Source organism: Streptomyces sp. NPDC021020, from assembly GCF_044333285.1.
Classification (GTDB): domain Bacteria; phylum Actinomycetota; class Actinomycetes; order Streptomycetales; family Streptomycetaceae; genus Actinacidiphila.
Genome location: NZ_JBIRQQ010000010.1, coordinates 28,180 through 40,248 on the forward strand (window position 1 = coordinate 28,180; position 12,069 = coordinate 40,248).

12 protein-coding genes and 1 riboswitch are annotated in these 12,069 nt (G+C 72.6%); of the genes, 5 read left to right on the forward strand and 7 right to left on the reverse strand.

Going from position 1 to position 12,069, the window contains the following annotated elements; genetic code table 11:
- Nucleotides 1-16: 16 nt before the first annotated feature.
- Nucleotides 17-1,927: a Na+/H+ antiporter NhaA gene (gene nhaA / locus ACH4SL_RS27965; protein ID WP_398450418.1), complete on the reverse strand. Its 1,911-nt coding sequence runs from the start codon at nt 1,925-1,927 to the stop codon at nt 17-19.
- Nucleotides 1,928-2,084: 157 nt separating this feature from the next.
- Here nhaA and ACH4SL_RS27970 point away from each other — a divergent pair, with 157 nt between their 5' ends.
- Both ACH4SL_RS27970 and ACH4SL_RS27975 read left to right on the forward strand, forming a co-directional pair.
- Nucleotides 2,085-2,318 (forward strand): hypothetical protein, encoded by a 234-nt coding sequence (locus ACH4SL_RS27970; RefSeq protein WP_398450988.1) that lies wholly within the window; start codon nt 2,085-2,087, stop codon nt 2,316-2,318.
- 27 nt (nt 2,319-2,345) lie between these two features.
- Complete coding sequence (locus ACH4SL_RS27975) at nt 2,346-3,512, forward strand: SPFH domain-containing protein (protein WP_398450420.1); 1,167 nt, start codon at nt 2,346-2,348, stop codon at nt 3,510-3,512.
- Between the two features lie 83 nt (nt 3,513-3,595).
- On the opposite strand, the gene ACH4SL_RS27980 is transcribed toward ACH4SL_RS27975, so the two are convergent.
- The 5 genes from ACH4SL_RS27980 to ACH4SL_RS28000 all read right to left on the reverse strand — a co-directional run bounded on the left by ACH4SL_RS27980 (nt 3,596) and on the right by ACH4SL_RS28000 (nt 7,099).
- Nucleotides 3,596-4,321 carry a cobalt-precorrin-6A reductase gene (locus tag ACH4SL_RS27980; RefSeq protein WP_398450990.1) on the reverse strand — a complete coding sequence of 242 codons (726 nt, stop codon included), beginning with the start codon at nt 4,319-4,321 and terminating at the stop codon, nt 3,596-3,598.
- A gap of 2 nt (nt 4,322-4,323) precedes the next feature.
- Complete coding sequence (gene cobF, locus ACH4SL_RS27985; RefSeq protein ID WP_398450422.1) at nt 4,324-5,163, reverse strand: precorrin-6A synthase (deacetylating); 840 nt, start codon at nt 5,161-5,163, stop codon at nt 4,324-4,326.
- Nucleotides 5,160-5,936 carry a hypothetical protein gene (locus tag ACH4SL_RS27990; protein WP_398450424.1) on the reverse strand — a complete coding sequence of 259 codons (777 nt, stop codon included), beginning with the start codon at nt 5,934-5,936 and terminating at the stop codon, nt 5,160-5,162. Before ACH4SL_RS27990 ends, cobF begins: the two co-directional genes overlap by 4 nt.
- Nucleotides 5,933-6,793, reverse strand: a complete 861-nt coding sequence (locus ACH4SL_RS27995) for a CbtA family protein (RefSeq protein WP_398450426.1) — start codon at nt 6,791-6,793, stop codon at nt 5,933-5,935. Before ACH4SL_RS27995 ends, ACH4SL_RS27990 begins: the two co-directional genes overlap by 4 nt.
- Nucleotides 6,794-6,883: 90 nt before the next feature.
- Nucleotides 6,884-7,099, reverse strand: coding sequence for a CbtB-domain containing protein (locus ACH4SL_RS28000; RefSeq protein ID WP_398450428.1), 216 nt, complete (start codon nt 7,097-7,099; stop codon nt 6,884-6,886).
- A 35-nt stretch (nt 7,100-7,134) separates the two neighbouring features.
- A riboswitch (cobalamin riboswitch) is annotated at nt 7,135-7,266 on the reverse strand.
- A 162-nt stretch (nt 7,267-7,428) separates the two neighbouring features.
- Here ACH4SL_RS28000 and ACH4SL_RS28005 point away from each other — a divergent pair.
- Nucleotides 7,429-8,562, forward strand: coding sequence for a HoxN/HupN/NixA family nickel/cobalt transporter (locus ACH4SL_RS28005; RefSeq protein ID WP_398450430.1), 1,134 nt, complete (start codon nt 7,429-7,431; stop codon nt 8,560-8,562).
- A gap of 62 nt (nt 8,563-8,624) precedes the next feature.
- Here the strand turns inward: ACH4SL_RS28005 and ACH4SL_RS28010 are convergent, their stop codons facing one another.
- Nucleotides 8,625-9,476: a putative protein N(5)-glutamine methyltransferase gene (locus ACH4SL_RS28010; protein WP_398450432.1), complete on the reverse strand. Its 852-nt coding sequence runs from the start codon at nt 9,474-9,476 to the stop codon at nt 8,625-8,627.
- A gap of 352 nt (nt 9,477-9,828) precedes the next feature.
- Here ACH4SL_RS28010 and ACH4SL_RS28015 point away from each other — a divergent pair, with 352 nt between their 5' ends.
- Both ACH4SL_RS28015 and ACH4SL_RS28020 read left to right on the forward strand, forming a co-directional pair.
- A complete protein-coding gene (locus ACH4SL_RS28015; RefSeq protein WP_398450434.1) occupies nt 9,829-11,151 on the forward strand; it encodes an ABC transporter substrate-binding protein in 1,323 nt (440 codons plus the stop codon).
- On the forward strand, nt 11,118-12,023 hold the full coding sequence (locus tag ACH4SL_RS28020; protein ID WP_398450436.1) for a carbohydrate ABC transporter permease: 906 nt from the start codon (nt 11,118-11,120) through the stop codon (nt 12,021-12,023). The genes ACH4SL_RS28015 and ACH4SL_RS28020 overlap by 34 nt, the downstream gene beginning before the upstream one ends.
- Nucleotides 12,024-12,069: the final 46 nt, after the last annotated feature.

A 12,069-nucleotide genomic window follows, 5' to 3' on the forward strand; every position in this document is an offset into this window, starting at 1 on the left:
CCCGGCTGCCGGGAGGTCAGCGGTCCGACGACCCGGGCCATGCGCCGTCGATGAGGACGGCGCGGTCCCGGGCCGCGATGACGGCTGCCGACAGGCTGTCGATGTCGTACGCCCCGTGATGGCGCCGCCCGTTGACGAAGAAGGTCGGCGTGCCCGCCACCCCGCTGAGGTCGGCCGACTCGACGTCCACCTCCACCCGGGCCGCACCGTGGCGGCCGCGCAGCGCCTCGCGGAAGGCGTCCACGTCCAGGCCCAGGTCCTGGGCGTGCCGCAGCAGGTCCTTGACGCCCAGCTCTTCCTGATGGGTGATCAGCAGGTCGCGCATCTCCCAGAAGGCGCCCTGGAGCGAGGCGGCCTCGGCCGCCTCGGCGGCGAGCTGGGCGTGCGGGTGGACGTCGGGCAGCGGCAGGTGCCGCCAGACGTAGCGGATGTCGCCGAAGTCGGCGAGCAGTTCGCGCACCACCTGCTCGGCCTGGCCGCAGAACGGGCATTCGAAGTCGCCGTACTCCACGACCGTCACGGGCGCGTCGAGCGGACCGCGGACGTGGTCGCGGTCGGGGTCGACGGGCTCGGCCAGGTCGACGACCGACTCGGCGGTGCCGAGCAGCGCCCTCGCCCGCCGCGCCTTCGGCAGCCGCGCGGTGACCAGCGCGACCAGCGACGTCGACAGCATCGCGAGGACGACCGCGCTGAGCACCCCGATCTTGGCCTGCTCCAGCTGCCGACCGTCGAAGGCGAGCGTCGCGATGAGCAGCGAGACGGTGAAGCCGATGCCCGCGATGGTGCCGCCGCCGGCGACGGCCGCCCACCCCACCGGCGGCTTCATCCGGCCGCGGCTGAGCCGCTCGGCGGCGAAGGACGCGCCGAGGATGCCGACGGGCTTGCCGAGCCCGTAGCCGAGCAGGATGCCCAGCGTGATCGGCGAGGTGAAGGCGCTGGACAGCAGCGACCCGTTGATCTCGATCCCGGCGTTGGCGAGCGCGAACAGCGGCACGATCGCGTAGCTGCTCCAGGGGTGGTAAAGGCGCTGCAGGCGGTCGTTGGGCGACAGCGCCAGCGCGATGCCCTGCCGGGCCTCGCGCTCCAGCTCGGCGGTGGGCTGCTCGCGGAAGGACCGGAAGAGGCCGCTGGCCCGCTCCAGGGCGTCGCGCGGCGCCGGGTAGGCGTACGACATCAGGCCCATGATCAGGCCGACGACCACCGGGTCCACCCCGGAGTGCACGAACGCCACCCACGCCGCGATGCCCAGCACCGCGTACACCCCGCCCCGGCGGGTGCCGGTGCGGCGGACGAAGCCGGCCACGAGCAGTACGCCCGCCCCGACGAGCAGCGGCGTCCACGACACCTTCTCGCTGTAGGCGACGGCGATCACCGCGAGGGCGAGGAAGTCGTCGACGACGGCGACGGTGAGGATGAAGGTGTGCAGCCGGCGCGGGAAGCGCGAGCCGAGCAGCGCCAGCATGCCCAGCGCGAAGGCGGTGTCGGTCGACATCGCCGCGCCCCAGCCGTGCGCGGAGGAGGCGCCGGCGTTGACGCCCAGGTAGATCGCCACCGGGACGGCCATGCCGCACAGCCCGCACAGCAGCGGCAGCGGGATCCGCCGGCGGTCGCGCAGCTCGCCCATGTCGAACTCGCGGCGCGCCTCGAGGCCGACGACGAGGAAGAACAGCGTCATCAGGCCGCTGTTGACCCACTCGCGCAGGTCCATGTCGACGCCGTGCGAGCCGAGCCGCACCGACAGCCGGGTCTCCCAGAAGGACGCGTAGCCGTCCGGCGCGATGTTCACCCACGCGAGCGCCGCGAGCGTCCCGGCCAGCAGCACCGCGGCGCTCCCCGACTCGGTGCGGATGAACGCCCACGGTGACGAGACCCCCGATTCGTCCCGCTCGGTCCGACCCGTCAGGGGGGTGGTGAAGCCCCGGAACATCCAGCCTCCCGCTCGTTGCGTGTATGGGCGCAACCCTGGCACATTCCGGCACGCCAGGGGCCCGGGGGCGGCACGTGGTGGGAGGATGGAGCGGGCCGGGCACGCGGGGGGACCGCGGGACGGCGGCGCGAGGACGACGAGGGGAGCGCGGCCGGTGGTGGCGCGGGACGAGGCCGTGATCGGCTGCATCGGGGAACTGCTCCTGGGCACGCGGGGAACCGCGGGGCCCGGTGAGGTACTGGTACGTGTCAGGGGTGGCACCGAGACCTTCCTCGCGTGGTCCGACGAACCGCTGGAGCGGGGAAGCCGGGTGCTGGTGGTGGATTCCCGCGGCACCCGGCAGGTCGACGTGATCAGGTGGGCCGATCCGTTCGACGCCCCGGCCGGCTGAGCCGCGCAGACGAAGGAGTAGGTGGAGATGTTCGGTTATCGCGTTCCCGACCCAGACGAGGCGATGCTGATCTCGGGGGGCCGCCGCGGGCTCGGCGGCGCGCCGTTCCGGGTGGTCACCGGGCACGGCAAGTTCGTGCTGCCGGTCTTCCGCAAGACCCGGTTCCTGACGCTGGCGATGTGCGAGGCGGAGGTCTCCGAGACCTGCGTGACCCGGCAGGGCATCGCGCTGACCGTGAAGGCCGTCATCGCCTTCAAGGTCGGCAACGACCACGAGAGCATCGTCAACGCCGGGCAGCGCTTCCTGTCCGACCAGGACCAGATGTCGGTGCTCACCGGGCGGATCTTCGCGGGCCATCTGCGGTCCATCATCGGCTCGATGACGGTCGAGGAGATCGTCACCGAGCGGCAGAAGCTCGCGACCGAGGTGCTGGAGACGTCCAAGACGGAGATGGCCAAGATCGGCCTGACGGTGGACTCGCTGCAGATCCAGTCCATCGACGACGGCAAGACGGGCTACATCGAGGCGATGGCCGCGCCGCACAAGGCCGCCATCCAGCGGCAGGCGCAGATCGCCCAGGCGCAGGCCACCCAGGCCGCCGTCGAGGCGCAGCAGGCCGCGGCGCGCAACCAGGCGGAGTACGCCCGGCAGACCGCGGTGGTGCAGGCGGATTTCACCGCGCAGGTCGACCGTGCCCAGGCGCAGGCGGCGCAGGCCGGGCCGCTCGCGCAGGCGCACGCCCAGCAGGAGGTCATCGCGGCGCAGACCGAACTGGCGCTGCGGGCCGCCGAGTTGCGCCAGCAGCAGCTGGTCGCCGAGATCGTCAAGCCCGCGGAGGCGGAGGCGGAGCGGATCCGGGTGCTGGCCGTCGCGGACGCCGAGCGGATGCGGATCCAGGCGGCGGCCGCCGCGTCGCACGACCGGGTCGCGCTGGAGCGGATGATCATCGACCAGCTGCCGCAGATCGTCAAGGAGGCCGCAAGCGGCCTGCAGGGCGCCAACGTCAACGTCCTCAACGGGGCGGACGGCCTCGGCGAGATCGCCGCGGGGCTCGTCGGGCAGGGCCTGACGATCCTGGACTCGGTCCGCAAGAACCTGCGCGCGGAAGGTGCGCCCGCCGCCCACCCGTCGGCCGAGGTGCAGGTGCGCGGCAAGGGCCAGGACGGGGCCAACGGCCGGGTCGACATCGACTGAGCGCGCCCGTACGCCCGGGCGCGACGACGCCGTCCGGCCCCGGGGCCGGACGGCGTCGTCGCGCCCGGCCTGGTGACGGGCGGTCAGCGGGCGCGCAGCCAGCGGGCGGCGGCCTCCGGTGTGGTGACGGCCGGGACGCCCGGGGGCGGCGGGGGGCGGCGGACGATCAGGACGGGGACGGCCTCCTCGCGGGCGGCGGTGAGTTTGGCGGCGGGCCCCCCGCTGTCCTTGGTGACCAGGACGTCGATGCGGTGCTCGCGCAGCAGGGCGCGTTCGCCCTCGGTGGTGAAGGGGCCGCGGGCGGTGATCAGTTCGCAGCGGGCGGGCAGCGGCGGGGGCGGCGGCGTGACCGTGCGGGCCAGGAAGTGCAGCGGCAGCGCGGCGAAGGCGGCCAGCTCACCGGCGCCGGTGGTGAGGAAGGGGCGCCGGCCGAGCGCGGGCAGCAGCGCGGCGGCCTCGGCGGTGTCCGCCGCCCACTGCCACCGGTCCCCGGGCCGCGCGGCCCACCCGGGCCTGCGCAGCGCCAGCAGCGGTACGCCCGCGGTGCGGGCCGCGCGGGCGGCGTGGGCGCTGATCCGGGCGGCGAAGGGGTGGGTGGCGTCGACGACGGCGCCGGTGCGGTGCTCGCGCAGCCACCGTGCGAGGCCCTCGGCGCCGCCGAAGCCGCCGGACCTGACCTGCCCGGCGGGCAGGTGCGGCCGCGGGGTGCGCCCGGCGAGCGAGGTGGTGACGTCCAGCCCCGCGTCACCGGCGAGCAGCGCGGCCAGCTCCCGGGCCTCGCCGGTGCCGCCCAGGACGAGGACCCGCAGCATCAGCGGGGCCCGCGGTCCGGAGCGGGGCCGGCGGTGCCGGCGGCGGGCGGGGCCGCCGGTTCCGGGGTCGTGCCGCGCGGTCTGCGCAGGAGGTAGGTGTCCATGATCCAGCCCTTGCGGGCGCGGGCCTCGGCGCGGGTGGCGGTGATGCGGGCGGCCAGCGCGGTGTCGAGGGGGCCGGACAGCAGGATCTCGTCGGGGGTGCCGAGGTAGGCGCCCCAGTAGATGTGCAGGCCCTCCTCCGTGAGGGCGGTGAAGGCGTGCCGGGCGTCGAGCATCACGACCACGTCGTCGGCGCCGGGGGGCAGGCCGTGGTCGGCGAGCCGGCGGCCGGTGGTGATGTGGACCGGGCCGCCGACCTGGTTGAGGGTCACGCGGTGCCGGGCGGTGAGCGCGGCGACGCTGCTGACGCCGGGGACGACCGTCCACTCGAAGGCGGGCCCGTTCTCCGCGCGGATCTCGTCGAGGATCGCGAGGGTGCTGTCGTAGAGGGCGGGGTCGCCCCACACGAGGAAGGCGCCGGTGCCGCCGTCGGGCAGTTCGTCGGCGATCATCCGGCGGTAGAGGGCGGCGCGGCGGGCGCGCCAGTCGTCGACGGCGGGCGCGTAGCCGGGGGTGGGCGCGGTGCGGTCGCGCTCGGGGTCGCGGGCGGTGACGACGCGGTGCGGGCGGGTCGCGTGCCGCCGCAGGATCAGCTCGCGCAGGGCCGTCAGGTCGGCTTTGGCGTCGCCCTTGTCGAGCAGGAAGAAGACGTCGGTCCGGCCGATCGCGTCGACGGCCTGGAGGGTGAGCTGGGCGGGGTCGCCGGCGCCGATGCCGATGACGTGGACGTGTCTCATGGGCGGGTGTCCGTGGGAGTGTGCAGGGCGCAGTCGCCGCACAGGGCGCCGCGGCGGTCGGGGGCGGCCCGGTAGATGAGGCAGCAGCTGCGGCGGCGGAAGGCGCCGGCGGCCGTGCGGTCGCGCTGCGCGCGCAGCGGTTCGCGGTCCAGCAGCGCAGCGGCGAACTCCGCGGTGGCGGCGGCCAGTTCCGGGCGGGCGGCGGCGATCATGGCCGCGGCGCCGTTGACGGCGGAGGCGGTGTTGCCCAGCAGGATGTGCCGGGAGACGCCGAGTGGGACGTGGAGGGCGGCGAGCTCGGCGAGCGGCCCGTCGTGCAGCCGGGCGGCGAAGGCGTCGGCGAGCGGGCCGGGCGGCCGGACGGGGCCGCGCAGCGCGGCGGCGGGCAGTGAGAGGGGTACGGGGCCGCCGAGGACGGGCCGCCAGCGGGCGGCGGCGAGCGGGTGGTCCAGGAGCACGCCGTGCAGGACGGCGGCGGCGAGCGCGGGTGACACCAGGCGCGCGGCGAGGCCGAGGTGGGCGACGGACGCGCCGACGCGGGCCTCGACGGCGTCCGGCCGCCGCCCGCTCGCGGCGGCCAGCCACGCGCGTACGGCCTCGGCCCGGTCGGCGACGGCGGGCCCGTCGAGGGCCTGCCACCCCGCGTCGCCGGGCGCGGACGCCGTACCCGCCGCCGTGTCCTCGTGCGTCGTGAAGGCGAAGAAGGGCCCGAGCGCGGTGATCTCGGCGACCACCGCGCCCGCGTCCTTCGTTCGTGGTGCGGGAGGTGTCATGCGGGCGACGGAGCCGTTCCGCGTACGGGGGCGCCCGCCGTCGCGGGGCGCAGGACGCGTTCGGCGAGCGGCGCGAAGACGAGGCCGAGCGCGGACCACAGCAGCAGTTGCGCGCCCACGGAGTAGAAGCGGAAGGCGAAGAGGACGTCGGCCGGGAAGCCGGGGAAGACGATGTTCCCCTTGGCGTCGGTGAGCGGCTGGGGCGTCTCGGTGGCGTGGTCGCCGTAGTGCTCCTTGTTCCAGCCGAGGTGCCCGAGCGACGGCAGGAGGAGCATGACGACGCCGATGGCGACGACGAACGCGGCGCCGGCCAGCAGCGTGGCGTTCCAGTTGCCGAAGCGCGCCTGGAGCCGGCGGCCCAGCCAGACGGCGCCGACGAGGAAGGCGACCGAGCACACCACCATGATCAGGTAGAGGCCGCTGCGGGCCCTGATGGTCTCCTCGTGGCCGATGGCCGGCGGGTTGGCGGGGTATTTGAGGAACGGCACCAGGTACATGCCGAGGAATCCGCCGCCCGCCACGAGCAGGGCGAGGTTGCGGGCGCGCAGCCCGCCGACCCGCCCGAGGCAGACGGTGTAGGCGACGGCGAGGAGCGCGCCCATCGCCATGCCGAAGACGATCATTCCGACGCCGATGCCGACGTCCGCCTGGACGGTGCGGCTGAACAGGTCGGAGCCCGCGGCCTCGGGTGCGATCCCGGCCGCCTTGTCGAGGGCGGTCTGCGCGGCGTCACGGCCGCTCTCGTAGTCGATGGCCTTGCCGATGTACGGCTCGGCGAAGATGCGGGCGAAGACGAAGGCGAGCAGCCCGGCGACTGCGCCGGCGAGGACGCCGCGCAGCACGAGTTTCTTTTCCATGTCGAGTTGTCCGTTGCGAGGGGATGGGGGGACGCGGGGGCTTCCGGGCGCGACGGTCCGCCGCCCTCGGGGCGGCGGACCGGCCGGCCGTCAGTGGCAGGGGAAGCCGAGGAAGTGGCGTGCGTCGTGGACGAACTCGTGGATGTGCATGTCCTTGCCGAACACGGAGACGGCACCCTGGTCGACGCCGATGAAGTAGTAGGCGGCGAGCGCGAGGAACGTGGCGCCGACGAGCCACAGCGCGGCCTTGGTGACCGGCAGGACAACCGGTGTGGCGGCGGGGCGGGCAGGGGAAATGCTGCTCAAGATGAGCCCTCCTTCGGGGATCGTGCGTCCCTGGTCTGCTGGGCGTCGTGATGAGCGGGTGTCTGACTCCCCGTCTCGCCCGAAGGCGGCGGCGGGATCACAGTGGCGCGACCGTGCCGGAGTTCCACCGGCTTCCCCATGCCATCACTTACCCCGTGAGCGTAGGGCTCCGTTCTGTCATGCGTCAATCAGGGCGAATCGGCGATCACCAGGGGTTCCGCGTGTGTGATCAAGCTCTCCGGGGCCGGGGGCGGCCTATTGCACATCGTTCGCAACTAGTAGTCTGATGCGGTAAGCACCACACCGGCCGCTCCCCGGAGGACGAAGGAATGAGCAGCACCACCGAGGCCCCGGCCCCCGCCGGATCACGTCTGCGACGGATGAAGCACTCGATGACCCGGGCGGAGTGGACCCGGCTCGGCGGCATGGCGGCGTTCATCGTCGCCCTCCATGTGATCGGCTGGTTCACGCTGGTGGCGATCGTGGCGCCGGAGCACTACAGCGTCGGCACCAAGTCCTTCGGCATCGGCATCGGTGTGACCGCGTACACGCTCGGCATGCGGCACGCCTTCGACGCCGACCACATCGCGGCGATCGACAACACCACCCGCAAGCTCATGCACGAGGGCAAGCGCCCGCTGTCGGTGGGCTTCTGGTTCTCGCTGGGCCACTCCAGCATCGTCTTCGGGCTGGCCGTGCTGCTGTCGCTGGGCATCAAGTCGCTCTCCGACCCGGTCGAGAACGACGACTCCCAGCTGCACTCCGTCACCGGCTGGATCGGGACGACCGTCTCGGGGACGTTCCTCTACGCCATCGCGATCATCAACCTGCTGATCCTGGCCGGGATCTGGAAGGTCTTCCGGCAGATGCGCGGCGGGCACTTCGACGAGGCCGCGCTCGAGGAGCACCTGAACAACCGCGGGTTCATGAACCGGCTGCTCGGCCGGGTGATGAAGTCGATCACCAAGCCCTGGCAGATGTACCCGCTGGGGCTGCTGTTCGGCCTGGGCTTCGACACCGCGACCGAGATCGCCCTGCTGGTGCTGGCCGGGTCCGGCGCCGCCTCCGGGCTGCCCTGGTACGCGATCCTGTGCCTGCCGGTCCTCTTCGCGGCGGGCATGTGCCTGCTGGACACGATCGACGGCTCGTTCATGAACTTCGCCTACGAGTGGGCCTTCTCCAAGCCCGTCCGCAAGGTCTACTACAACCTGACCATCACCGGCCTGTCGGTCGCGGTGGCCCTCATCATCGGCACCGTGGAGCTGCTGGGCCTGGTCAGCGACAAGGCCGGGCTGCACGGCGCCTTCTGGGACTGGATCGGCGGCCTGGACCTCAACATCGTCGGCTACGTGATCGTCGGGCTGTTCTTCGCCACCTGGGCGGTGGCGGTCGCGGTGTGGAAGTTCGGCAACATCGAGGAGAAGTGGTCCGCGGGACTGCGGACGGCCGAACAGCCGGACTGACCCCCGCACGGCAGCGGCGGCCGAAGGCCCGCACCCCGGCACCCGGGGTGCGGGCCTTCGGTCTAGTGCTGCGGCCGGGTGCCGATGACGACCGTCGCACCGAGGTCGTCGTCGGTGGCCGTGCGGGTGCGCAGGCCGCCGGCCGCGAGGACGCCCGCGGCCGTACCGGCCTGCCGCTCGCCCGCCTCGACCAGGACGGAGCCGCCGGGGGCCAGCCACCCGGCCGCGTCGGCGGCGACCCGGCGCAGTACGTCCAGGCCGTCGGGGCCGCCGTCGAGGGCCATGGGGGCCTCGTGGTCGCGGGCCTCGGACGGGAGCAGGGCGACCGCGCCGGTGGGCACGTAGGGCACGTTGGCGGCCAGCACGTCGACCGTGCCGCGCAGCGCGGCGGGCAGCGCCGCGAAGAGGTCGCCGCAGTGGGCCAGGCCGCCGGCCGCGGCGATGTTGCGGGCCGCGCACGCGACGGCCGCCGGGTCGAGGTCGGCGGCGTGCAGTTCGGTACGGCCCAGGGCCGCGGCCAGGGCCGCGCCGACCGCGCCGGAGCCGCAGCACAGGTCGGCGACGACCACCCGCCCGCGCGCGGCGAGCGCGGCCCGGCCGAGCGCGGTGGCCTCGCGCACCAGCAGCTCGGTGCGCCGGCGCGGGACGAACACGCCGGCGTCGACCTCGATCCGCAGGGAGCAGAACTCGGCCCAGCCGACGACGTGTTCCAGCGGCCGCCCGGCGGCGCGCGCGGCGGTCATCGCGGCGGCCTCGGCGGGTGTGGCGGCGGTGTCCAGGATGATGCGGGCCTCGTCCTCGGCGAAGACGCAGCCCGCGGCCCTGAGCCGGGCGGTGACGGCGGCGTGGGTGAGGTCCTCGGCGGGCTGCGGGGTGGCGGGCGCGGGCCCGGCGGTTTCCGGGGTGTGCGGCATGGCGGCCTCTCGGCGGGGTACGGCGGCCGGCGGAACCGGTCAGGAAGCCCCGGGGCCGCGGCCGTACGGCGGGAACGTGCGGTGCGTACGCGCGGTGATCGGTCCCACCTCCCCCTGCATGCCGTGGCGCGCGCCGGCGGCCTCGCCGCCGGTCGGCGCCCAACCTACCGCAGGCCGGGCGGCCCTCCTACTGAACCGGTATGTAACGGTTAAGCATCAGCGCGGAATCAGCGTCTTTACCGGCCCACAACCCAATGCAATAGTGCGGTCGTTCTCCAACTGAATCGCTTAAGTTGATCCGCCGCCGTCCTGCTGGTCTCGGTCGGACGTCGTGGAAACGGAGAGGGAGCAGATGAAGCGCACAGCACTCGCCGGTCCGCTGGTCGCCGTGATGGCGCTGCTGGCGACGGCCTGCGGTGGCGGAGGCTCGTCGTCCGGCGGTGGGTCGGCCGCCTCGCCGACCGATCCGTCCAAGGTCACCGGGGACATCAAGGTCCTGACCCAGCGCACCGACCTGGTGCAGGACGGGACGATGAAGAAGTACGCCGCGGAGTTCCAGAAGATCTACCCCAAGGTGCACGTCACCTTCGAGGGGATCACGGACTACGAGGGCGAGGTCAAGATCCGGATGAACACGTCGAACTACGGCGACGTGCTCATGATCCCGGCGGCCGTCAAGACCGACGACTACCCGAAGTTCTTCGCCTCGCTGGGCACGGCGGACGAGCTGGGCAAGAAGTACACCTTCACCGAGAAGGCCACGGTCGGCGGCAAGGTCTACGGCATCGCGAACTTCGCGAACGCCGACGGCTTCGTCTACAACAAGACCGTGTGGCAGCAGGCCGGCGTCACCGACTGGCCCACCACGCCCGACCAGTTCCTGACCGACCTGAAGGCGATCAAGTCGCAGACCGAGGCGACGCCGTACTACACCAACTACAAGGACGGCTGGCCGCTGACCGCGTGGACGCAGGTCCAGGGCGCCGTCACCTGCGACGCCAAGGCGACCGACGAGCCGGCCGGCGACCCCGATCCGTGGAAGGCCGGCAGCGACCTGAACGTCGGCGACACGCTGCTGTACGACATCGTGCACGACAAGCTCGCCGAGCAGGACCCGACCACCACCAACTGGGAGAACAGCAAGAACCTGCTGGCCACCGGTCAGATCGGCACCATGTGGCTGGGGTCGTGGGCGATCGTGCAGATGCAGGACGCGGCCAAGAAGGCGGGCAAGGACCCGGCCGAGATCGGCTACATGCCCTTCCCGTCGCAGAAGGACGGCAAGTTCTGCACGCCGGTGGCGCCCGACTACCAGGAGGCGGTGAACATCCACTCCCAGCACAAGGCCGCCGCGCGTGCGTGGATCGACTGGTTCACCGACAAGTCCGGCTACGTGCAGGACAACCAGGCCGTCCCGACGCTCAAGGGCGGTGAGATGCCGAGCGCCCTCAAGCCCTTCCAGGACGCCGGGGTGCAGTTCGTCCAGATGTCGCAGGCGCAGGCCGCGAAGGTCACCACCATCGACAACCAGTCCGAGATCGGCATGACCGACAAGCCCGACTACCGCCAGCACCTGATCGACGTCGCCCGCGGCGCGGCCGGCGGCGATCTGCCCGGCATCTTCGCGGACCTCGCGAAGAAGTGGTCGGCCGCGCAGAAGACCGCGAGCCTGTGAGCCGCGCTCGGGTCTGGCGGACCGTGACGCCATGGCTGTACCTGGCGGTGCCGCTGGCTCTGCTGATCACGTTCACCTACATCCCGGTCGGGAACATGATCAGGGACAGCTTCACCGACTGGGACGGCGTCAGCCCGGACCGCAACTACGTCGGGACCAAGAACTACGTGGAGCTGTTCACCAGACCCGAGCTCTTCCAGGTCTTCTTCGTCAGCATCTACTACCTGGTCGCCTCCGTCGTGCAGATCGTCCTCGCGCTGTACTTCGCGACGGTCCTCAGTTTCGACGTGCGCTTCCGCAATCTCTTCAAGGGGATCCTCTTCTTCCCCTACCTGCTCAACGGTGTCGCGATCGGCTTCGTCTTCCTGTACTTCTTCCAGCCGCACGGCACCCTCGACACGGTGCTGAGCGCCTTCGGGGCGCACGGCCACCACTTCTGGCTGGGCAGCGGGCGGATGGGCAACACCTCGCTCGCCGGGGTGTCCGTGTGGCGCTTCATGGGCCTGAACTTCGTGCTCTTCCTGGGCGCGATCCAGTCCATCCCCGGTGAGCTGTACGAGGCCTCCGAACTGGACGGCGCCAACCGCTGGCAGCAGTTCCGGCACATCATCGCGCCGGGCATCAAGCCGGTGCTGAGCCTGAGCGCGATCCTGGCGATCTCCGGTTCGCTGTCGGCGTTCGAGATCCCGTACATCATGACGCGCGGCGCCGCGGGCACCCAGACCTTCGTGATCCAGACGGTGAAGCTGGCCTTCGAGTTCAACAAGATGGGGCTCGCCTCCGCAGCGGCCGTGGCGCTGCTGGTGATCATCCTGCTGGTGACCTGGCTCCAGCGGATCGTGGTGCCCGACGAGAGGAACGATCTCGTATGACCTCGCTTCTCGTCCGCAGGGCGCCCGCGGCGCCCGACACGGAGTC